A 21250-nucleotide genomic window follows, 5' to 3' on the forward strand; every position below is an offset into this window, starting at 1 on the left:
ATCACGTTCACACACGGGGCCGGCGACCAGCGGGCCGGGCCGGGGGCCGACGTCGGACGGACGCGTACGGCACCGCCGGGACCGGCGGCACCGATTCGGCATGCGCGGGGGAGCCGGGCGAACCGGACTGACCGAGCGATCCGAGCGATCCGAGCGACCCGGGCGATCCCGGAGGCGGGGTGCGCATGCGCGCGCCTCGGAGGAGGAACTGCGGCGGCGGGCGGGGCTGTTGTTCGGCGGGTCCGCGGGGCCTGCTGAAGAGGCAGGGCGGCGGCGGGAGTCGGGGCAGGGGCCGCCGCCGGGTTCCGCCCCTGCCGGGGAGGTTCCGAGGGGCGGGCCGCGGACCGGGCGCGGAGATCACGGGACGGCTTTCGACCAGCGGGGGGTCGTCGAGGACAGGGCGGGGGATGCGGCCGGGGTCGAGCGCCGGGGGCTGGGTCTGGGCGGCTCGGCGGCCCGGGGATGGGGTGGGCTTGCGGCCGAGGGGCGGGGCGGTCCGGCAGTCGGGTCGCGGGGCGGCCTGGTCGTCGAGGGCCGGGGCGGCTCGGCGGGCGAGGGCCGTGGCGGGTTGGTGACCGAGGGGGTGAGCGGGCTGGGTGCCGGGGGCCGGGGTGGTTCCGTTGACGAGGGCCGGGGCGGCTCGGCTGCCGAGGGCCCAGGCGGTTTCCCCGTGCGGGGGACCTGGCGTGAGCGGTCCGGGCTTGCCCTGCGGGAGCGCATGCCGGTGTGGATGCAGGCGCGGTGCGGTCTGGAGCGGCGGAGCGTCCTCGCTCTGGCAGCGGTGCTGGTGCTCGCCGCGACGTTCGCCGCGCAGCACTTCTGGTCCGGCCGGACCGAGACCGTACGGCCGCCGGAGGTGGTGAGGGCGGCGGTTCCCTACGGGCAGCAGGACGAGTCCGGAGGGGTTGGGGAGGCGCCCGGGTCCGGCGGCGCGGGAGCGGCCGAGGGCGCGTCCGCCGGCTCCGCCGCTGCTTCCGCAGGGGCGGCGGGCGGGGCGGCGAAGGCCGGGGCCGGGGCCGGGGAGATCGTCGTGGACGTCGGGGGCAAGGTCCGCGAACCGGGGATCCACCGGCTGCCGGCCGGCTCCCGGGTCGCGGACGCCCTGCGTGCGGCGGGCGGGGTGAAGCCGGGCACCGACACCGGCGGCCTCAACCGCGCCCGCTTCCTGGTGGACGGTGAACAGGTGCTCGTCGGCGCGCCGGGCTCGGGCGCGGGCGGAGCACCGCCCGGGGGGATCGCCGGGGCGGCCGGAGCGGCAGGGGCGGCGCCTCCGGGCGGCGCGGCGAACGGCTCGGCTCCGACGGCTCCCGTCTCGCTCAACACCGCCACCCTCGACCAACTCGACACCCTTCCGGGCGTCGGGCCGGTGCTCGCGCAGCACATCGTCGACTACCGCACGCGCCACGGCGGTTTCCGCTCCGTGGACGAGCTGCGCGAGGTGAACGGCATCGGCGACCGTCGCTTCGCCGACCTGCGCGCCCTCGTACGGCCATGAGGCACGCGGCCGGCACACCGGTGGCCCCGGACGAGGTCGCGCCTGTGCAGCCCCGCCCCGCCCGGTCGGCCGTGCACGCCGCCTCCGGCCATCGGCTGGGCAGTTCCCGCCCTCGGCAGGAGGGTCCGACCGACCTGCGTCTCGTGCCGCCCGCGCTCGCGGCCTGGGCCACGGCGGCCCTCCTGCCGGACGCACCACCCGGCTGGGTCGTGGGCCTGGTGACGGGCTGTCTGGCCGCTGTCGCGCTGCTGCCGTGCGCCCGGCGTTTCGCAGTGCCGTCCTGGGCGCGGGCGTCGGCCGCCGCGGTGCTGCTGTGCGTGGCCGCTGCCGCCGCGTCGGCCGGGCTGCACGGAGCGGATCTGCGCCGGGGGCCGGTGCCCGGTCTGGCACGGGAGTACCGGTCGGTGTCGGCGGAGGTGGAGGTGACCTCCGATCCGCGGCTCAGCAGGCCGAAAGTGAGGGGTGATCACCTCGTTCCGACGGTCGTGCTGATCGACGCGGAGGTGCGCCGCGTGCACGAGCCGGGTGGAGCGGCGGTGGCGACGCGGACGCCGGTGCTGCTGATCGTCGACGTCAGGGCGTCGATGCCGCACCGGGCCGTCGACGGGCCGGCGCCCTCGCCGTGGCTGGGGCTGCTTCCCACCACGCGGCTCCGGGTGGAGGCACGGTCGGCGCCCGCCCTGACGGGCGGTGACCGGATCGCGGCCGTCCTGCGGGTGCGCGGAAAAGGTCCACCGCAGGTGGTGCGGGAGCCGTCCCGGTCCCAGCGGCTCGCCGGGCGGTTGCGGGCCGGATTGCGGGAGGCGACCGAGGGGCTGCCCTCGGACGCCCGGGCCCTGCTCCCCGGTCTGGTCGTCGGGGACACCTCGCGCGTCACCCCCGAGCTGGAGGAGGCGTTCAGGGAGACGGACCTGACCCACACGCTCGCCGTGTCCGGCGCCAACTTCACCATCCTGCTCGCCCTGCTGCTCGGCCCGCCGGGCCTGGCCCAACGGGCCGAGCGGAGAGGACTCGCGCCGCGGCTCGGCATCTCCCTGCGCGGGACGGCCGTGCTCGGCGGCGCGCTCTCCCTCGCGTTCGTCGTGGTGTGCCGGCCGGACCCGAGCGTGGTGCGGGCCGCGGCCTGCGGAGCCGTCGCGCTGCTCGCGCTCGCCACCGGCCGCCGCAGATCCATGATCCCGGCGCTGGCGACGGCGGTCCTGTTGCTGGTGCTTCACGACCCGTGGCTGGGGCGCAGTTACGGGTTCCTGCTCTCCGTGGTGGCCACCGGCGCCCTCCTCACGCTCGCGCCCCGCTGGAGCGCCGGGCTGCGGCGGCGAGGGGTGCCGCCGAGGCTCGCCGAGGCCCTGGGCGCCGCGGCGGCCGCGCAGGCCCTGTGCGCGCCCGTCGTCGCGGTGCTGTCGGCGCGGGTGAGCCTGGTGGCGGTGCCGTGCAACCTGCTCGCCGAGATCGCGGTCGCGCCGGCGACCGTCCTGGGCTTCGCCGCCCTGGCCACGGCCCCGGTGGCGATGCCGGTGGCCGAGGCGTTCGCGTGGTGCGCGCGGTGGCCCGCGGGGTGGATCGCGTCGATCGCCCGGACGGGGGCCGCGCTGCCCGGCGCGGGAGTGGACTGGCCCGCGAGCTGGGTGGGGGCGGCACTGCTCGGCGTCGTGACGCTCGTCCTGGTGCCGGTCGGGCGGTGGCTGCTCCGCCGTCCCTGGTGGTGCGGGGCCTGCGGGGTGCTGCTGGTGCTGGCCGTGGTGCAGCCGCCACCGCTCACCCGCACCCTCACGGGCTGGCCGCCGCCGGGCTGGCGGATGGTCATGTGCGACGTGGGCCAGGGCGACGCCATGGTGCTCGCCGCGGGGGACGGTGCCGGGGTGATGGTGGACGCGGGGCCCGACCCGTCCCTCGCCGACCACTGCCTGCGCGACCTCGGCATCACCCGTCTCCCGCTGATCGTGCTCACCCACTTCCATGCCGACCACGTCGCGGGCCTGCCCGGGGTGCTGCGCGGGCGGGACGTGGGGGCGATCACGACCACGGGTCTCGACGAGCCGGCGGACCAGGCCGCGTTCGTGCGGAGACAAGCGGCGCTGCGGCGGGTGCCCGTGACGCGGGCGGCGGCGGGGGAGCAGCTGCGGGCGGGGGAGTTGTCGTGGCAGGTGGTGTGGCCACCTCCGAGTGCGTCCCCGGGTCCACCCCTGAGCCCACCGCCGAGTCCGCCCGGGGGCCCGCCCGAGAGCCGGCTTCCGGACGTGCCCCCGCAGCCGCTCCCGGCCCACCCGGTACCGGAGGGTCCGAACGACGCCAGCGTCGCCATGCTGGTCCGGTCCGGCGGACTGCGGATGCTGCTGCTCGGCGACCTGGAGCCCCCGGCCCAGCGGGCGCTGGCCCGGTCACCGGCCGCCCGGGCACTGGAAGGCGTGGACGTGCTGAAGGTCGCCCACCACGGCTCGGCGTACCAGGACCCGGGCCTGCTGCGCCGGGTGGCCCCGCGGCTGGCCCTCATCTCCTGCGGCGACGACAACCCCTACGGGCACCCCGCCCCCGGCACGGTCGGGGCGCTGCGCGCCGGGGGCGCGGTGGTGCTGCGCACCGACCGGGACGGCGCCCTGGCGGTCACGGGGGAGGACGGAGAGCTGAACGTGGCGCGAGACTGAGGGCATGAATCCAAGTCAGGTTGATGCGTATCTGCGCCGTCTCGGAGTCGAGCAGCCGGCGTGGCCCACCGTCGACGCACTGCGTGAGCTGCACCTGCGGCATCTGCAGACGGTGCCGTTCGAGAACCTCTCGGTCCACCTCGGTGAGGAGATCGTGCTGGAGGAGAAGCGGTTGCTGGACAAGGTGGTGGGGGCGCGCCGGGGCGGATTCTGCTACGAACTCAACGGCGCCTTCGGGGCGTTGCTCGCCGCGCTCGGGTACGACGTGGTGCTGCTGGCGGCGCGGGTCCACGGGGACGGGGAGCTGCTCGGGATCCCGTACGACCATCTCGCGCTGCGGGTGCGCACGGTGGACGCGGGGGACTGGCTGGCCGACGTCGGGTTCGGGGCGCACAGCCACCTGCCGCTGGCGTTCGGCGAGCGCGGTGAGCAGGAGGATCCGGGGGGCACGTTCCGGATCGTCGAGGCGGGGCCGGACGCGGCCGGGGTGCGCGGCGGGCACGAGGCCGCACAGGCGGCGGACCTGGACGTGGTCCGCGACGGCCGGCCGCAGTACCGCCTGGAGGTGCGGCCGCGGGTGCTCGGCGACTTCGCGGCCGGGGCGTGGTGGCACCGGACGTCGCCGGAGTCGCACTTCACACGGTCGCTGGTCTGCTCCCGCGTGACGGAGGAGGGCGGGCGCATCACGCTCAGCGGGCGGAAGCTGACGGCGACGGCCGCCGACGGGACGCGGGAGGAGCGGGAGCTGGGGACGGACGAGGAGGTGCTCGCGGCCTACCGGGAGCGGTTCGGGATCGAGCTGGCCGCGGTGCCGGCCCTGCGCGTCCCCGCATAGCGCGCCGCCCTACACCTAGCCTCTGCCCCGCCCAAGCCCGGCTCCCTGTCCGCCCCTGCTCCGCCCGGGGCCGGGAGCCGGGTCCGGGGTGCCGTGCCGGACAATGTCCGGCGTGAGTGACGTGCGACATGTGCTGGTGCTGCCCGACCGGGACGCGGCCGAGGAAGTGGTGGAGGCGCTCGGGGAGCGGTTCGGCATCGCCGAGGAGCCGCGGCTGGTGCGGGACGCCCTGGCCGGTGAGGACGACGCCGAGGACGCGCAGTGGCTGGTCGTCCTGCGCGACGAGGAGGAGCGGCTGGACCCGGCCGAGCTGGACCGGTTCGCCGGGGAGTGGGAGGGCTGGCGGGAGGAGCCGTAGGCCGGTCCGCGGACCGGGCCTTCCCGGCTCGCTGTCACCGCTGCGTGGGATGCTTGTCGCGATGCCCAGGAAGAGTGCGAACGACGACCCCCTCGCGCCGGTGACCCTTGCCGTCGGCCAGGAGGACCTGCTGCTGGACCGCGCCGTGCAGGAGGTGGTGGCCGCCGCGAAGGCCGCCGACGCGGACACGGACGTGCGGGACCTCGCGCCCGACCAGTTGCAGCCCGGCACGCTCGCCGAGCTGACGAGCCCGTCGCTGTTCGCGGAGCGCAAGGTCGTCGTCGTGCGCAACGCGCAGGACCTGTCGGCCGACACCGTCAAGGACGTGAAGTCCTATCTCGCCTCGCCCGCCGAGGAGATCACCCTCGTCCTGCTGCACGCCGGCGGGGCCAAGGGCAAGGGCCTGCTCGACGCGGCCCGCAAGGCCGGGGCCCGCGAGGTGGCCTGCCCGAAGATGACCAAGCCGGCGGACCGGCTGGCGTTCGTGCGGGCGGAGTTCCGCACGGCCGGGCGGTCGGCCACCCCGGAGGCGTGCCAGGCGCTCGTCGACGCGATCGGCAGCGACCTGCGGGAGCTGGCGTCGGCCGTCTCTCAGCTGGTCGCGGACGTCGAGGGGACGATCGACGAGGCGGTCGTCGGGCGCTACTACACCGGGCGGGCGGAGGCGTCGAGCTTCACGGTCGCCGACCGGGCCGTCGAGGGCCGGGCCGCGGAGGCCCTGGAAGCGTTGCGCTGGTCGCTGGCGACCGGCGTGGCACCGGTGCTGATCACAAGCGCGCTGGCGCAGGGCGTCCGCGCCATCGGGAAGCTGTCGTCGGCCCGCGGGGGCCGGCCGGCGGACCTGGCGCGGGAGCTGGGCATGCCGCCCTGGAAGATCGACCGGGTGCGGCAGCAGATGCGCGGGTGGACCCCCGACGGCGTGGCGGCGGCGCTGCGGGCCGTCGCCGAGGCGGACGCGGGAGTGAAGGGCGGGGGCGACGACCCGGAGTACGCCCTGGAGAAAGCGGTCGTCACCATCGCCCGGGCGGCCCGTTCCCGGGGCCGGGGCTGACGCGCGCGGCGGTTCGGTACACCGGCGGACGCGGTCGTGAGGCAGGGCCGGCCGACGACGGGGACGCGCCGCCGTTCGCCGGCGGGGTGCGGCCGGAGTTTCGCGGCGGGGACCGGCCCTCTCCCCACGGTGCCGCCGGACCCGGCCGGAGGGACAATCGAAACCGTCAGCCGTACGTCGCCGAGTGAGCGAAAGGTGGCGAGGATCATGGCTGAGCACCCGCACGCAGTGCTCGTCCGCAAGGGCTACGAGGCCTTCTCGCGCGGGGACATGGACACCTTGCGCGGGATGATGGCCGCCGACGCCACGCACCACGTGCCCGGTGACCACCCGTTGTCGGGGGACTTCAAAGGGGTGAACGCGATCATCGAGATGTACGAACGGCTCGGCGCGGAGACCCGGGGAACGATGCGTGCCGACCTGATCGGCATCGCGGTCGACGGTCGCGGCCACGCGGTCGGGATGACCCGCTTCACCGCCGAGCGCAACGGCAGGCACCTCGACGACACCGGGTGCATCGTCTTCCGGATCGTCGGCGACAAGGTCACCGACCTCGACGAATGCGTCGAGGACATCGACGCGAACAACGAGTTCTGGTCCTGAGGAGACCGGCCCGGAAAGCCGAAGGCCGGGGGTCCGGAAAAGCCGAAGGCCGTGGCGGCCCGGAAAAGCCGAAGGCCGGGGGTCCTCCCATGGGGAAGGAGGACACCCGGCCGTTCGGTTCACGCTGCTGGATCCGCGCCCGCGTGGCGAACGCAGGCCGCGCGCGGATCCGAAGGGGTGCCGGACGGGAGCGGATGAGAGAGGGCCCGCTCGATTCCCTCCGGCGTCACATCAGATGTCAGCCCTTGAGCGCGGTGACCTTCTGAGCCAGCGCCGACTTCTTGTTGGCGGCCTGGTTCTTGTGGATGACGCCCTTGGAGACGGCCTTGTCGAGCTGACGCGCGGCAGCGCGCTGGTACTCGGTGGCCTTCTCGACGTCACCCGCGGCAGCAGCCTCGCGGGCCTTGCGGATCGCGGTCTTGAGGGAGGACTTGACGGCCTTGTTGCGCAGCCGCGCCTTCTCGTTGGTCTTGATCCGCTTGATCTGGGACTTGATGTTCGCCACGAATGAGCCTTCTCAGGTTCTGGCACGGCACCGCTCGGGCCCCGTACCGGTGATTTCTTGAGTCGTGCCTCCTGCGAGAGGGCATGAGGCACAGCCACCCAGGCTACCAGCGCGGCCTTTCCCGGCCCAAACCCGTCCGTGGTCCGCACCCGTGGGACCATGGAGGCTACGTATCGATCCGACCCGAGACCGCAGACACTGCGGACGCCTCAAGAATCAGGACCCTGCGTGCCCGCGATCCCCAGCCACGTGCCCGAGCCGAGCCGTACCGACCCGGCTCTGATCCGCAACTTCTGCATCATCGCGCACATCGACCACGGCAAGTCCACGCTCGCCGACCGGATGCTCCAGCTGACCGGAGTGGTCGAGCAGCGGCAGATGCGCGCCCAGTACCTCGACCGCATGGACATCGAGCGCGAGCGTGGCATCACGATCAAGTCTCAGGCGGTGCGTCTGCCGTGGGCCCCGACCCACGACAAGGGCAACACGCACATCCTGAACATGATCGACACCCCGGGGCACGTCGACTTCACCTACGAGGTCTCGCGGTCGCTCGCCGCCTGCGAGGGCACCATCCTCCTGGTGGACGCCGCCCAGGGCATCGAGGCGCAGACCCTCGCCAACCTGTACCTGGCGATGGAGAACGACCTCACGATCATCCCCGTGCTGAACAAGATCGACCTGCCGGCGGCGCAGCCCGAGAAGTTCGCCGAGGAGCTCGCGCACCTCATCGGCTGCGATCCGGGCGACGTCCTCAAGGTGTCCGCCAAGACCGGTGTCGGCGTCGACGCGCTGCTGGACAAGGTCGTCGCCGAGGTGCCGGCCCCGGTGGGTGTCGCGGACGCCCCCGCGCGCGCCATGATCTTCGACTCGGTCTACGACTCCTACCGCGGTGTCGTGACCTACGTCCGCGTCATCGACGGGCAGCTCAACAAGCGCGAGCGCATCAAGATGATGTCCACGGGCGCCACGCACGAGCTGCTGGAGATCGGCACCAACTCGCCGGAGATGCTGCCCGCCGACGGACTGGGCGTCGGCGAGGTGGGCTACCTGATCACCGGCGTGAAGGACGTCCGCCAGTCCAAGGTCGGTGACACGGTCACCAGCCAGTCCAAGGGCGCCACCGAGCCCCTCGGCGGCTACAAGGACCCCAAGCCGATGGTCTTCTCGGGGCTGTACCCGCTCGACGGCTCGGACTACCCGGAGCTGCGCGAGGCCCTGGACAAGCTCCAGCTGAACGACGCCGCGCTGGTCTACGAGCCGGAGACCTCCGCCGCGCTCGGGTTCGGCTTCCGCGTCGGCTTCCTGGGCCTGCTGCACCTGGACGTGATCCGCGAGCGGCTGGAGCGCGAGTTCGGGCTCGACCTGATCGCGACCGCGCCGAACGTGGTCTACCGCGTCGTCATGGAGGACGGCAGCGAGCACACGGTCACCAACCCGAGCGAGTTCCCCGAGGGCAAGATCTCGGACGTGTACGAGCCGGTCGTGCGGGCGACCATCCTCGCGCCGAGCGAGTTCATCGGCTCGATCATGGAGCTGTGCCAGACCCGGCGCGGCACCCTGCTCGGCATGGACTACCTCTCCGAGGACCGGGTCGAGATCCGCTACACGCTGCCGCTCGCGGAGATCGTCTTCGACTTCTTCGACCAGCTGAAGTCCAAGACCCGCGGCTACGCCTCGCTCGACTACGAGCCCACCGGCGAGCAGACCTCCAGCCTGGTCAAGGTCGACATCCTGCTGCACGGCGACAAGGTGGACGCCTTCTCGGCGATCACCCACAAGGACCAGGCGTACGCCTACGGGGTCCGGCTCGTCGCCAAGCTCAAGGAGCTCATCCCGCGGCAGGCCTTCGAGGTGCCGGTCCAGGCCGCCATCGGCTCGCGGGTCATCGCCCGCGAGACCATCCGCGCCATCCGCAAGGACGTCCTCGCCAAGTGCTACGGCGGTGACATCTCCCGGAAGCGGAAGCTGCTGGAGAAGCAGAAGGAGGGCAAGAAGCGGATGAAGATGGTCGGTTCCGTGGAGGTTCCGCAGGAGGCGTTCATCGCCGTCCTGTCGAGTGATGACAGTGCGGGGTCGGGCAAGGTCAAGAAGTAACCGCCGATTACCGCGGGTTACACCGCAAACCGGGTAGAACAAGGGCCCGTCGTGCGAAAGCGCGGCGGGCCCCGGTGCGTCCGGGGGGTAGCTCTCTGTACGAAGTGACAGGCCGCGGCCCCTTACGCAGGAACGGGCCGACCTTTACTCTGATCCCCTGCTCGATAGTTACTCACCAGTTAAACAACAGGCGTGACCTGCAGCTCGTGAGGACCAACCAGCCGCACCTGAGCCAGCCGCGCTGTCGCGGGCCCGGAGGATGTCGTGAGCGACACACAGACCTTGATCGAGAACCGTCCGCCCTCCGTGGCGGGCCTCTTCCTGGAGCGCGTGGCCGCCACGCCGGACGCCGAGGCCTACCGGTATCCGGTTCCCGCGGCCTCGGGCGAGGGGCCGGACGAGTGGAAGTCGCTCACCTGGGCGCGGGCCGCCGAGCGGGTCTACGCCATCGCCGCGGGCCTGATCGAACTGGGCGTGCAGCCCGAGCAGCGTGTCGCCCTGGCCTCCAGCACCCGCATCGAGTGGATCCTGGCCGACCTCGGCATCATGTGCGCCGGCGCCGCCACCACCACGGTCTACCCGCAGACCAACGCCGACGAGTCGGCGTACATCCTGTCGGACTCCGAGAGCCGGGTGCTCATCGCGGAGAACGCCGAGCAGCTGGCCAAGGCCAAGGAGAAGCGGGCCCAGCTGCCCGCGCTGACCCATGTCGTGGTCGTGGACCCGGCCGGCGCGGAGAGCGCCGACTGGATCCTCACCCTCGACGAGCTGGAGAAGCGCGGCGCCGCCCGACTGGAGAAGGAACCGGAGCTGATCAAGGAGCGGGTCGGGGCCATCACCAAGGACCAGCTCGCCACGCTCATCTACACGTCCGGCACCACCGGCCGCCCCAAGGGCGTGCGGCTGCCGCACGACAACTGGTCGTACATGGCCAAGGCCATCGCCGCGACCGGGCTGGTCAGCGGCGACGACGTGCAGTACCTGTGGCTGCCGCTCGCGCACGTCTTCGGCAAGGTGCTCACCTCCGGGCAGATCGAGGTCGGGCACGTCACCGCCGTGGACGGCCGGGTCGACAAGATCATCGACAACCTGCCGGTGGTCCAGCCGACGTACATGGCCGCCGTGCCGCGCATCTTCGAGAAGGTCTACAACGGGGTCGCCGCCAAGGCCCGGGCGGGCGGCGGGGCCAAGTACAAGATCTTCCAGTGGGCCGCCGAGGTCGCCCGCGAGTACGCCAAGGTCTCGCAGGACAACTTCCGGCGCACCGGCACCGCGACCGTGCCCTTCGGGCTGAAGGCGAAGCACAAGGTCGCCGACACGCTGGTGTTCGCCAAGATCCGGGAGGCCTTCGGCGGCAACCTGCGGGCCTGCGTGTCCGGCTCGGCCGCCCTGGCCCCCGAGATCGGCTACTTCTTCGCCGGCGCCGGCATCCACGTCCTGGAGGGCTACGGCCTCACCGAGTCCTCGGCCGCGTCCTTCGTCAACCCGGGCGAGGCCTACCGCACGGGCACGGTCGGCAAGCCGCTGCCCGGCACCGAGGTGCGCATCGCGGACGACGGCGAGATCCTGCTGCGCGGCCCCGGCATCATGGAGGGCTACCACAACCTGCCCGAGAAGACCGCCGAGGTGCTGGAGCCGGACGGCTGGTTCCACACCGGCGACATCGGGGAGCTGTCCGCCGACGGCTACCTGCGGATCACCGACCGCAAGAAGGACCTCATCAAGACCTCGGGCGGCAAGTACATCGCCCCGGCGGAGGTCGAGGGGCAGTTCAAGGCGGTGTGCCCGTACGTGTCCAACATCCTGGTGCACGGCGCCGACCGGAACTTCTGCACGGCGCTCATCGCCCTCGACGAGGCGGCGATCACCGAGTGGGCCAAGGAGAACGGCCTGGAGGGCAGGCCGTACGCGGAGATCGTGGCGGCGCCGGCGACGGTGGAGATGGTCGACGGGTACGTGAAGCAGCTCAACGAGGGGCTTCAGCGGTGGCAGACCATCAAGAAGTTCCGGCTGCTGCCGCGGGACCTCGACGTGGAGCACGGCGAGATCACGCCGAGCCTGAAGCTGAAGCGGCCGGTCGTGGAGCGGGAGTACAAGCACCTGATCGACGAGATGTACGAGGGGTCCCGCGAGGCGTAGTCCGCCCCGGGTGACCCGTTCCGGGCCGGCGCCGCGCAGGCGCCGGCCCTTCGTCGTGCCACCGGCCGTTCGCCCCCGGCGGGCGGGGCGAGCGGGTGATGACGCCCGGATGCTCGGATCCGACCGTCTTTCGACCGTTCTTCAACCACATCCGTAGCACTCTTCTCACTCATGGCGGCCTTCTTCCGTAACTCCGTGCTTATGGGCGTGGCCGGTCTGTCACCCTGTCGGCATCGACTGTGGCGTATTCGTACGAACTGCCCGGGGAGCCGTCCATGGGGGCCATTCCGACGCAACGGGAGACCGTCTCCCGTGCATCGCAGGCGCCTGCGCATGCCCGGGAGCCGTCCGTGCCCGCGCAGGAAGGGCTCGCCGAGCCCGCCGCCGGGGAGCCCGCGCCCGCCGCGCAGGCGCTCGCGATGACACACGCGCGGGCGCACGCCACCCTGCCGGGCAGCTCCCTCGCTCCGGGCGCCGCCCGCAGCCTGCTGCGCACCGCCTTCGCCGAGTGGACGGAGGCGGGCCTGCCCGGGTCCGAGCACCTCGGCGAGCGCCTGGCCGCCGACGCGCGGCTCGTCGTCAGCGAACTCGTCACCAACGCCGTCGTGCACGCCGGAACCGACGTCGAGCTGGAGTGCCGGCTGGAGGGCGACGCGCCGGACACGGTCGCGCTGGTCGTGGAGGTCTGCGACCACCACCCCTCCCGCGCCCCGCGCGGCGCCGGGCCGGACCCGTCCCACGAACCCCCCGAGTACGGGCGCGGCCTGCGGCTCGTCGGCGCGCTGTCCGAGGCGTGGGGGATCACCTACCGCACCGGCCGCAAGACCGTGTGGGCACGGCTGCCCGCGGCGGGATGCGCGGCGGAGGCACAGGCCGAGGCGTACGCCGGGGAGCACGCGCTGGCGCGCGACCTGCGGGTCGCGGAGAGCCTCGCGCCCGGGCCGCCGGGGCCCGCCGGGCCCGGGGAACGGACCCGGCGGAACGATGCGCCACACGCGGACAGGCCGGCCGGGCCCCGTGACCAGGCCGGGCCCCGTGACCAGGCCGGGCCGCGTGACCCGGCCGGCCCGGGCGACCGCTGGGAGCGGCACGGGGAACAGGACGACGGCTGGCTGGGCCGCGGGGCGCTGTCCTTCCTCGCGGAGGCCTCCGACCTCCTCGCGGGACAGCTCGACGAGGACCTGGTCGCCGCCCTCACCGGGCAGCTGATCGTGCCGCGGCTCGCCGACTGGTGCGCGATGTGGATGGAGGACGAGGCGACCGGCGGCTGGAGCGGCGCGGACGGGCCCGGTCTCGGCCGGGTCTGGCACGGCAGCGAGCACCGCGTCGAGGAACTGCGCCGGGCCCTGGAGAAGGAACCGCCGCAGCCGTCCGACCCGTCCCGCCCCGGGCCCGCCGCCTACCACTGGCCCGGTGAGGCCCTCGGCGAGCCCGGGGCGGCCCTGGCGTACCGGCTGGTCGCGGGGGGACGGCCGCTCGGCACGCTCGTCGTCGGACGGTCGGGGGCGTCCGGTTTCCCCGACGAGATCACCGGCCTCGTCGAGGACCTCAGCCGCCGCGTCGCGCTCGCCGTGGGCGCCGCCCGCCAGTACGCCCGCCAGGCCACCATCAGCGCCGTGCTCCAGCGCGGACTGCTGCCCGGCGCCGTGGCCGAGATCCCCGGCGTGCGCAGCGCGCTCGTCTACGAGCCCTGCGACAAGGGCGGACCCAGCGGCGACTTCTACGACCTGTTCCCGGCCGGCGACGGCCGCTGGTGCTTCGCCGTCGGCGACGTCCAGGGCAAGGGCCCCGAGGCGGCCGTCGTCATCGGCCTGGCCCGCCCCTGGCTGCGCCTGCTGGCCCGCGAGGGCTATCGCGTCGCCGACGTCCTCGACCGCCTCAACCAGCTGCTGCTCGACGACGCCACCGAGGCCGCCGACGCGGCGGCCCGGGCGCTGGTGGCCGCGGGAGCGCGCCCGACCCCGCCCGGCGACGGTCCCCAGACCCGCTTCCTGTCCCTGCTCTACGGCGAACTGGTCCCCTTCGACGGCGGGGTCCACTGCACGGTCGCCTCCGCCGGGCACCCCCTGCCGCTGCTGCTCGGGGCGGGTGGCGAGGTCGAGCCCTGCGCGCAGCCGCAGACCCTCCTTGGCGTCGTCGAGGACGCCACGTACACCAGCGAGAGCTTCGACCTGCGCCCCGGGGACACCCTGCTGTGCGTCACCGACGGCGTGACCGAGCGCCGCTCCGGTTCCCGGCAGTTCGACGACGGGGACGGGCTCGCCGCGGCGCTGGCCGGGTGCGCCGGGCTCCGGGCCGAGCTGATAGCCGAGCGGATCCAGCAGCTCGTGCACGACTTCGGGGAGCGGCCCCCGGCGGACGATCTGGCGCTGCTGGTGCTCCAGGCGGAGTGAGCCCGCCGGTGCTGGACAATGGAAGGCATGCCTTCCGCACTCCCCGACGGCGAGCCCGTCCCCGCCGACGGCGCGCTGCCCGCGTCCGCGCTCGCCGGGGCCGCCGACCGCCCCCTCGGGTTCTACCTGCACGTCCCCTACTGCGCGACCCGCTGCGGCTACTGCGACTTCAACACCTACACGGCGACCGAGCTGCGCGGCACCGGCGGCGTGCTCGCCTCGCGCGACAACTACGCCGGGACGCTGGTGGACGAGGTCCGGCTGGCCCGCAAGGTGCTGGGCGACGACCCGCGGGCCGTGCGGACGGTGTTCGTGGGCGGGGGCACGCCCACGCTGCTGGACGCCGAGGACCTGGTCCGGATGCTGCGGGCGGTCCGCGAGGAGTTCGGACTCGCGCCGGACGCCGAGATCACGACCGAGGCGAACCCCGAGTCCGTGGACCCGGCGTATCTGGCGGCCCTGCGCGAGGGCGGCTTCAACCGGATCTCCTTCGGCATGCAGAGCGCGCGGCAGCACGTGCTGAAGGTGCTGGACCGCACCCACACGCCCGGGCGGCCCGAGGCCTGCGTCGCCGAGGCCCGGGCGGCCGGGTTCGAGCACGTGAACCTGGACCTGATCTACGGCACGCCGGGGGAGTCCGACGACGACTGGCGGGCCTCCCTGGACGCGGTGCTGGGCGCCGGACCCGACCACGTCAGCGCGTACGCCCTGATCGTCGAGGAGGGCACGCAGCTCGCGCGGCGGATCCGCCGGGGCGAGGTGCCGATGACCGACGACGACGTCCACGCCGACCGGTACCTGATCGCCGACGAGGTGCTCTCCGGCGCCGGGTTCGACTGGTACGAGGTGTCGAACTGGGCGACCTCCGAGGCGGGCCGGTGCCTGCACAACGAGCTGTACTGGCGGGGAGCCGACTGGTGGGGCGCGGGACCCGGCGCGCACAGCCACGTGGGCGGCGTGCGCTGGTGGAACGTGAAGCACCCGGGGGCGTACGCGGCCGCGCTGGCTTCGGGGAGGTCGCCGGGGGCCGGACGTGAGGTGCTGTCCGACGAGGACCGCAGGGTCGAGCGGATCCTGCTGGAGCTGCGGCTCCGGGAGGGGGTGCCGCTGTCGCTGCTGCGGGAGGAGGGGCTTGCGGCGTCCCGGCGGGCGCTGTCCGAGGGGCTGCTCCAGGACGAGCCCTATGCGCAGGGGCGGGCAGTGCTGACCCTGCGCGGGCGGTTGCTGGCGGACGGGGTCGTCCGGGACCTCGTGGACTGAGGCGCCCGGGCCGGGGCGCCGCGCGCCCCCCGCGGCGCGCATGCCCGCGGCTAGGGGGCCGTCACGAAGTCGATCAACTCCTCCACCCGGCCCAGCAGCTCCGGCTCCAGGTCCTTGTACGAGTGGACGCACGACAGGATCCGCTGCCAGGCCGCGCCCGTGTTCTCCGGCCAGCCCAGCGCACGGCACACGCCCGTCTTCCAGTCCTGGCCGCGCGGGACCCGGGGCCAGGACGCGATGCCCAGGGCCGACGGCTTCACCGCCTCCCAGACGTCGATGTACGGGTGGCCCACGACCAGCGCGTGCTCGCTCGTCACCGACTCGGCGATGCGCCACTCCTTCGAGCCCGGCACCAGATGGTCGACCAGGACGCCGAGGCGCGCGTCCGGGCCGGGTGCGAAGGACTCGACGATCGACGGCAGGTCGTCCACGCCCTCCAGGTACTCCACGACCACGCCCTCGATGCGCAGGTCGTCGCCCCAGACCTTCTCCACCAGCTCGGCGTCGTGCCGCCCCTCGACGTAGATGCGGCCCGCCCGGGCCACGCGGGCGCGTGCGCCGGGGACCGCCACCGAGCCGGAGGCCGTGCGGCTGGGGCGGGCCGGAGCACCCGGCGCGGGGCGGACCAGCGTCACCACCTTGCCCTCCAGCAGGAAGCCGCGCGGCTCCATCGGGAACACCCGGTGCTTGCCGAAGCGGTCCTCCAGGGTCACCGTGCCCGCCTCGCAGCGGATCACCGCCCCGCAGAACCCGCTCCCGGGCTCCTCCACCACCAGGCCCGGCTCGGCCGGGACCTCGGGAACCGGCTTCGGCTTCTTCCACGGCGGGGTCAGATCGGTCGAGTACTGGCGCATTCGCACGACGATAGGGAAAGCCGCCGGACGCTCACGACGACACGCCGAAACGCGCGGCCAGCGCGTCGCGTTGGGCGCGGACGAACGCCGCGTCCACCACCGCTCCGTGACCGGGCACGTACAGCGCGTCCTCGCCGCCCAGGGCGAGCAGGCGGTCCAGGGCGGCCGGCCACCGCGCGGGCACGGCGTCCGGACCCGCCTGCGGCTCACCCGACTCCTCGACCAGGTCGCCGCAGAACACCACCTCGGGATCGCCCGGCACCAGCACGGCCAGGTCGTGCGCGGTGTGCCCCGGGCCCACGTTCGCCAGCAGCACCTGCCGGCCGCCGCCCAGGTCGAGGGTCCACTCGCCGGAGACCAGGTGCCCGGGCGGAGCCAGCCGTTCCACCGCCTCCCGGGCCGCGGAGGCCGCCAGGCCCTGGCGCACCGCGTCCTCGCGCAGCTCCTCGCGGTCCCGCGCCCGCGACAGCACCGCGTCCACGCCCACCGCGCCGAAGACCTCGGTGCCCGGGAGCGCGGCCGCGCCGAGGACGTGGTCGAAGTGGGGGTGGGTCAGCGCGAGATGTGTCACACGCCGACCGGTGAGCGCCCGCGCCTGCGCACCCAGCCGCGCGCCCTCGGCGAGGCTCGACCCCGCGTCGATCAGAAGGACCGCCCCCTCGCCGACGACCAGCCCGATCGTGCAGTCCCACACCGGCAGTCGGCACCGCCCCACACCCGTGGCCACGCGCTCCCACCCGAGGTCTTCCCAAGTCACCGTCATACCGGGACGCTAGCGGTGCGCCCCGCCCGCGGCACGACGCCGCACGACCAGCCTTGCCGGGGGCGTACCCCACCGCCGTACACTGGGCCGGGGAATGCTGGCACTCGCACGCGCAGAGTGCCAGGCCGCGAACGGCGGGCAACGGGCGGACGACTTCTGGAGGTGTGCGCGATGCTCAGTGAACGCAGACTGCAAGTGCTGCGCGCCATCGTCCAGGACTACGTCGGCACCGAGGAGCCGGTCGGCTCCAAGGCCCTCACCGAGCGGCACAACCTCGGCGTCTCCCCGGCGACCGTGCGCAACGACATGGCGGCCCTGGAGGACGAGGGGTACATCGCCCAGCCGCACACCAGCGCCGGGCGGATCCCCACCGACAAGGGGTACCGGCTGTTCGTCGACAAGCTCGCCGGGGTCAAGCCGATGACCGCGCCCGAGCGGCGCGCGATCCAGAACTTCCTCGAGGGCGCCGTCGACCTCGACGACGTCGTGGCGCGCACGGTGCGGCTGCTCGCGCAGCTCACCCGCCAGGTCGCCGTCGTGCAGTACCCGTCGCTGACCCGTTCGACCGTGCGGCACGTGGAGCTGCTGTCCCTCGCGCCCGCGCGGGTGATGCTCGTGCTGATCACGGACACCGGGCGGGTCGAGCAGCGCGTGGTGGACTGCCCGGCGCCTTTCGGCGAGGCCTCGCTCGCGGATCTGCGCGCGCGCCTCAACAGCCGCGTGGCGAACCGCCGTTTCGCGGATGTGCCGAGTCTGGTGGAGGATCTCCCGGAGGCGTTCGAGCACGAGGACCGGGGTACGGTCTCCACGGTGCTCTCCACACTCCTGGAGACGCTCGTCGAGGAGAACGAGGAGCGGCTGATGATCGGCGGCACCGCCAATCTGACCCGCTTCGGTCATGACTTCCCCCTCACGATCCGGCCCGTGCTGGAGGCGCTGGAGGAGCAGGTCGTGCTCCTCAAGCTGCTCGGCGAGGCGAAGGATCCGGGCGTGACCGTACGGATCGGTCACGAGAACGCCCACGAAGGACTCAACTCCACGTCCGTCGTGTCGGTCGGCTACGGTTCGGGCGGCGAGGCAGTCGCCAAGCTCGGCGTGGTCGGACCGACCCGCATGGACTACCCGGGAACGATGGGAGCGGTACGCGCAGTGGCACGGTACGTCGGACAGATCCTGGCGGAGTCGTAGTGGCCACGGACTACTACGCCGTACTCGGCGTGCGCCGCGACGCGTCGCAGGAAGAGATCAAGAAGGCCTTCCGGCGGCTCGCCCGCGAGCTGCACCCGGACGTCAACCCCGATCCGAAGACCCAGGAGCGGTTCAAGGAGATCAACGCCGCCTACGAGGTGCTGTCGGACCCGCAGAAGAAGCAGGTCTACGACCTCGGCGGCGACCCGCTCTCGCAGGCCGGCGGCGGTGCCGGCGGCTTCGGAGCCGGTGGCTTCGGGAACTTCTCGGACATCATGGACGCCTTCTTCGGCACGGCGTCGCAGCGCGGACCGCGCTCGCGCACCCGCCGTGGCCAGGACGCCATGATCCGCATCGAGGTCGAGCTCGACGAGGCGGCCTTCGGCACGACGAAGGACATCCAGGTCGACACGGCCGTCGTCTGCAACACCTGCAACGGCGAGGGTGCCGCGCCGGGCACCTCCGCGCAGACGTGCGACATGTGCCGCGGCCGCGGTGAGGTCTCGCAGGTCACCCGGTCCTTCCTGGGCCAGGTCATGACCTCCCGCCCCTGCCCGCAGTGCCAGGGCTTCGGCACGGTCGTCCCCACGCCCTGCCCCGAGTGCGCGGGCGACGGCCGGGTGCGCTCCCGCCGGACCCTCACGGTCAAGATCCCGGCCGGTGTCGACAACGGCACCCGGATCCAGCTCGCCGGCGAGGGCGAGGTCGGGCCCGGCGGCGGTCCGGCCGGCGACCTCTACGTCGAGATCCACGAGCTGCCGCACCCGATGTTCCAGCGGCGCGGCGACGACCTGCACTGCACGGTGACACTCCCCATGACCGCGGCGGCCCTCGGCACGAAGGTGCCGCTGGAGACGCTGGACGGCATGGAGGAGGTCGACATCCGCCCGGGCACCCAGTCCGGCCAGTCGATCCCGCTGCACGGCCGCGGTGTCACGCACCTGCGCGGTGGCGGGCGCGGCGACCTCATCGTGCACGTCGAGGTCCAGACGCCGACCAAGCTCGACCCCGAGCAGGAGCGCCTCCTGCGCGAACTGTCCAAGCTCCGCGGCGAGGAGCGCCCCACGGGCCAGTTCCAGCCCGGACAGCAGGGGCTGTTCTCGCGGCTGAAGGACGCGTTCAACGGACGCTGAGCCGGCGACCGGGGCGACTCCCGCGCGGGCGGAAGCAGGCATTCCCCTGGCCTGTGCCACACGGCAGGCCGGTTTCGGACGGGCGCGGAGGACGTGACAACATGCGGTCATGTCCTCCGCTCTGACCGATCTCTTCCCGCTCCCGATCGTGCAGGCCCCCATGGCGGGCGGCATCTCCGTGCCGCAGCTCGCCGCCGCCGTGTGCGAGGCGGGCGGGCTCGGGTTCCTCGCCGCCGGGTACAAGACCGCCGACGGGATGTACCAGGAGATCAAGCAGCTCAAGAGCCTCACGGGCAGGCCGTTCGGCGTCAACGTCTTCATGCCGCACCCGGATCTCGCCGACCCCGCCGCCGTGGACGTCTACGCCCACCAGCTGGCCGGTGAGGCGACCTGGTACGAGACCGGGCTCGGCGATCCCGAGAGCGGGCGCGACGACGGCTTCGAGGCCAAACTCGTCGTGCTGCGCGACAACCCCGTGCCCGTGGTGTCGTTCCACTTCGGTGTCCCGGACCGCGAGGTGATCGACGCCCTGCACCGCGTCGGCACCTTCGTCCTGGCCGCCGCGACCACCCCGGACGAGGCCCGCGCCGTGGAGCGGGCCGGCGCGGACGGCGTCATCGCGCAGGGCCTCGAGGCCGGCGGCCACCAGGGCACCCACCGGGACACCCCCGACACCGACGGCGGCGGCATCGGACTGCTCTCCCTGGTCGCGCAGGTGCGCGAGGCCGTCACCATCCCGGTCGTCGCCGCGGGCGGCATCATGCGCGGCGGCCAGATCGCCGCCGTGCTCGCGGCGGGGGCCGCCGCCGCCCAGCTCGGCACCGCCTTCGTCCCCACGCACGAGTCCGGTGCGCACGCCCTGCACAAGCAGGCCCTGACCCACCCCCTCTTCGTCCGCACGGAACTCACCCGGGCCTTCACGGGCCGCCCGGCCCGCGGCCTCGTCAACCGGTTCGTGCGCGAGCACGGCCCCTACGCGCCCGCCGCCTACCCCGAGGTCCACCACCTCACCGCGCCGCTGCGCAAGGCCGCCGCCAAGGCGGGCGACGCCCAGGGGATGGCGCTGTGGGCCGGGCAGGGGCACCGGATGGCGCGGGAGATGCCCGCCGGGCACCTGGTCGAGGTGCTCGCCGGGGAACTCGCCGCCGCCCGTGCGGCGCTGGCGGGAGGTGCGCGATGACCGCGCCGGTGTTCGTGGTCGAGCACTTCCGGGCGGGCGGCGGCGGCCGGTACGTGCTCGACGGGCCCGAAGGGCGGCACGCCGTCTCGGTGAAGCGGCTGCGCGCCGGCGAGGACGTCGTCCTCACGGACGGCACGGGACGCTGGGCGGACTGCGTCGTGCTCGGCACCGAGGGCAAGGACCGGCTGATCGTCCAGCTCGACTCGGTGAGCGAGGAGCCGGCGGAGCAGCCCCGGGTGACCGTCGTCCAGGCCCTGCCCAAGGGCGATCGGGGCGAACTGGCCGTCGAGACCATGACCGAGGTCGGTGTCGACGCGATCGTGCCCTGGTCGGCCGCGCGGTGCATCACGCAGTGGAAGGGCGAGCGCGGGGCCAAGGCCCTGGCGAAGTGGCGCGCGACGGCCCGCGAGGCCGGCAAGCAGTCCCGCCGGGTGCGCTTCCCGGAGGTCGCGGACGCCGCGACCACCAAGCAGGTCGCCGCGCTGCTCGCCGGGGCGGACTTCGCGGCCGTGCTGCACGAGAGCGGCGAGGAGCCCCTGGCGACGGTCGGCCTGCCCTCCACCGGCGAGATCGTGCTGGTCGTGGGCCCCGAGGGGGGCGTGGCGCCGGAGGAGCTGGCGCTGTTCGAGGAGGCGGGGGCCGGGGCGTTCCGCCTCGGGCGCAGTGTGCTGCGCACGTCGACGGCCGGGACGGCGGCGGCCGCCGTGCTCCTGGCCCGCACCGGACGCTGGTCCTGATCCCCTCGGGAGGCATT

General features: G+C 73.8%; 17 protein-coding genes. 14 read left to right on the top strand and 3 right to left on the bottom strand.

Annotated features, from left to right (window positions below; translation table 11 throughout):
- The first annotated feature begins 568 nt into the window (after positions 1 to 568).
- From ACH4C6_RS22620 to ACH4C6_RS22645, 6 genes are all read left to right on the top strand, one after another.
- Entirely contained in the window at positions 569 to 1495 is a 927-nt protein-coding gene (locus ACH4C6_RS22620) for a helix-hairpin-helix domain-containing protein (protein ID WP_398110385.1), read from the top strand.
- Positions 1492 to 4137 (top strand): ComEC/Rec2 family competence protein, encoded by a 2646-nt coding sequence (locus ACH4C6_RS22625; RefSeq protein WP_398110386.1) that lies wholly within the window; start codon positions 1492 to 1494, stop codon positions 4135 to 4137. Before ACH4C6_RS22620 ends, ACH4C6_RS22625 begins: the two co-directional genes overlap by 4 nt.
- A gap of 4 nt (positions 4138 to 4141) precedes the next feature.
- Positions 4142 to 4972 (top strand): arylamine N-acetyltransferase, encoded by an 831-nt coding sequence (locus ACH4C6_RS22630; RefSeq protein ID WP_398110387.1) that lies wholly within the window; start codon positions 4142 to 4144, stop codon positions 4970 to 4972.
- Between the two features lie 112 nt (positions 4973 to 5084).
- Positions 5085 to 5330 (top strand): hypothetical protein, encoded by a 246-nt coding sequence (locus ACH4C6_RS22635; RefSeq protein WP_398110388.1) that lies wholly within the window; start codon positions 5085 to 5087, stop codon positions 5328 to 5330.
- Positions 5331 to 5391: 61 nt separating this feature from the next.
- Positions 5392 to 6381: a DNA polymerase III subunit delta gene (gene holA, locus ACH4C6_RS22640; RefSeq protein ID WP_398110389.1), complete on the top strand. Its 990-nt coding sequence runs from the start codon at positions 5392 to 5394 to the stop codon at positions 6379 to 6381.
- A gap of 207 nt (positions 6382 to 6588) precedes the next feature.
- On the top strand, positions 6589 to 6984 hold the full coding sequence (locus ACH4C6_RS22645) for a nuclear transport factor 2 family protein (protein WP_398110390.1): 396 nt from the start codon (positions 6589 to 6591) through the stop codon (positions 6982 to 6984).
- 238 nt (positions 6985 to 7222) lie between these two features.
- Here ACH4C6_RS22645 and rpsT read toward each other — a convergent pair whose 3' ends face one another.
- Entirely contained in the window at positions 7223 to 7489 is a 267-nt protein-coding gene (rpsT, locus tag ACH4C6_RS22650; RefSeq protein ID WP_359191700.1) for a 30S ribosomal protein S20, read from the bottom strand.
- A gap of 228 nt (positions 7490 to 7717) precedes the next feature.
- Here rpsT and lepA point away from each other — a divergent pair, with 228 nt between their 5' ends.
- The 4 genes from lepA to hemW all read left to right on the top strand — a co-directional run bounded on the left by lepA (position 7718) and on the right by hemW (position 15378).
- The gene (lepA, locus tag ACH4C6_RS22655; RefSeq protein ID WP_398110391.1) at positions 7718 to 9586 is read left to right on the top strand and encodes a translation elongation factor 4; all 1869 of its coding nucleotides are present in this window, start codon (positions 7718 to 7720) and stop codon (positions 9584 to 9586) included.
- Positions 9587 to 9850: 264 nt separating this feature from the next.
- On the top strand, positions 9851 to 11725 hold the full coding sequence (locus ACH4C6_RS22660; protein ID WP_398110392.1) for an AMP-dependent synthetase/ligase: 1875 nt from the start codon (positions 9851 to 9853) through the stop codon (positions 11723 to 11725).
- A 275-nt stretch (positions 11726 to 12000) separates the two neighbouring features.
- The gene (locus tag ACH4C6_RS22665) at positions 12001 to 14118 is read left to right on the top strand and encodes a SpoIIE family protein phosphatase (RefSeq protein WP_398110393.1); all 2118 of its coding nucleotides are present in this window, start codon (positions 12001 to 12003) and stop codon (positions 14116 to 14118) included.
- 27 nt (positions 14119 to 14145) lie between these two features.
- Entirely contained in the window at positions 14146 to 15378 is a 1233-nt protein-coding gene (hemW, locus tag ACH4C6_RS22670; RefSeq protein ID WP_398110394.1) for a radical SAM family heme chaperone HemW, read from the top strand.
- Positions 15379 to 15428: 50 nt separating this feature from the next.
- Here hemW and ACH4C6_RS22675 read toward each other — a convergent pair whose 3' ends face one another.
- Both ACH4C6_RS22675 and ACH4C6_RS22680 read right to left on the bottom strand, forming a co-directional pair.
- Positions 15429 to 16232, bottom strand: a complete 804-nt coding sequence (locus tag ACH4C6_RS22675) for a DUF3097 domain-containing protein (protein WP_398110395.1) — start codon at positions 16230 to 16232, stop codon at positions 15429 to 15431.
- A gap of 31 nt (positions 16233 to 16263) precedes the next feature.
- Positions 16264 to 16995 carry an MBL fold metallo-hydrolase gene (locus tag ACH4C6_RS22680; protein WP_398110396.1) on the bottom strand — a complete coding sequence of 244 codons (732 nt, stop codon included), beginning with the start codon at positions 16993 to 16995 and terminating at the stop codon, positions 16264 to 16266.
- A 171-nt stretch (positions 16996 to 17166) separates the two neighbouring features.
- Here ACH4C6_RS22680 and hrcA point away from each other — a divergent pair, with 171 nt between their 5' ends.
- The 4 genes from hrcA (at position 17167) to ACH4C6_RS22700 (ending at position 21233) form a co-directional block, all read left to right on the top strand.
- On the top strand, positions 17167 to 18183 hold the full coding sequence (gene hrcA / locus ACH4C6_RS22685; protein WP_031111606.1) for a heat-inducible transcriptional repressor HrcA: 1017 nt from the start codon (positions 17167 to 17169) through the stop codon (positions 18181 to 18183).
- Positions 18183 to 19316, top strand: a complete 1134-nt coding sequence (gene dnaJ / locus ACH4C6_RS22690) for a molecular chaperone DnaJ (RefSeq protein WP_376323050.1) — start codon at positions 18183 to 18185, stop codon at positions 19314 to 19316. The genes hrcA and dnaJ overlap by 1 nt, the downstream gene beginning before the upstream one ends.
- A 109-nt stretch (positions 19317 to 19425) precedes the next feature.
- Complete coding sequence (locus ACH4C6_RS22695; RefSeq protein WP_398110397.1) at positions 19426 to 20496, top strand: nitronate monooxygenase; 1071 nt, start codon at positions 19426 to 19428, stop codon at positions 20494 to 20496.
- Positions 20493 to 21233, top strand: coding sequence for a 16S rRNA (uracil(1498)-N(3))-methyltransferase (locus ACH4C6_RS22700; RefSeq protein ID WP_398110398.1), 741 nt, complete (start codon positions 20493 to 20495; stop codon positions 21231 to 21233). Before ACH4C6_RS22695 ends, ACH4C6_RS22700 begins: the two co-directional genes overlap by 4 nt.
- Positions 21234 to 21250 lie beyond the last annotated feature (17 nt).

The sequence above is a fragment of the Streptomyces sp. NPDC017943 genome (genome assembly GCF_044328425.1).
In the GTDB taxonomy this organism is placed as follows: domain Bacteria; phylum Actinomycetota; class Actinomycetes; order Streptomycetales; family Streptomycetaceae; genus Streptomyces; species Streptomyces djakartensis_A.

Bases quoted from the DNA above. Each gene is read 5' to 3' on its own strand.
- ACH4C6_RS22645 (WP_398110390.1), top strand. From the start codon at position 6,589: ATGGCTGAGCACCCGCACGCAGTGCTCGTCCGCAAGGGCTACGAGGCC.
- hrcA (WP_031111606.1), top strand. From the start codon at position 17,167: ATGCTCAGTGAACGCAGACTGCAAGTGCTGCGCGCCATCGTCCAGGAC.
- ACH4C6_RS22665 (WP_398110393.1), top strand. From the start codon at position 12,001: ATGGGGGCCATTCCGACGCAACGGGAGACCGTCTCCCGTGCATCGCAG.
- ACH4C6_RS22700 (WP_398110398.1), top strand. From the start codon at position 20,493: ATGACCGCGCCGGTGTTCGTGGTCGAGCACTTCCGGGCGGGCGGCGGC.
- ACH4C6_RS22625 (WP_398110386.1), top strand. From the start codon at position 1,492: ATGAGGCACGCGGCCGGCACACCGGTGGCCCCGGACGAGGTCGCGCCT.
- ACH4C6_RS22680 (WP_398110396.1), bottom strand. From the start codon at position 16,995: ATGACGGTGACTTGGGAAGACCTCGGGTGGGAGCGCGTGGCCACGGGT.
- ACH4C6_RS22630 (WP_398110387.1), top strand. From the start codon at position 4,142: ATGAATCCAAGTCAGGTTGATGCGTATCTGCGCCGTCTCGGAGTCGAG.
- ACH4C6_RS22675 (WP_398110395.1), bottom strand. From the start codon at position 16,232: ATGCGCCAGTACTCGACCGATCTGACCCCGCCGTGGAAGAAGCCGAAG.
- hemW (WP_398110394.1), top strand. From the start codon at position 14,146: ATGCCTTCCGCACTCCCCGACGGCGAGCCCGTCCCCGCCGACGGCGCG.
- ACH4C6_RS22695 (WP_398110397.1), top strand. From the start codon at position 19,426: ATGTCCTCCGCTCTGACCGATCTCTTCCCGCTCCCGATCGTGCAGGCC.
- holA (WP_398110389.1), top strand. From the start codon at position 5,392: ATGCCCAGGAAGAGTGCGAACGACGACCCCCTCGCGCCGGTGACCCTT.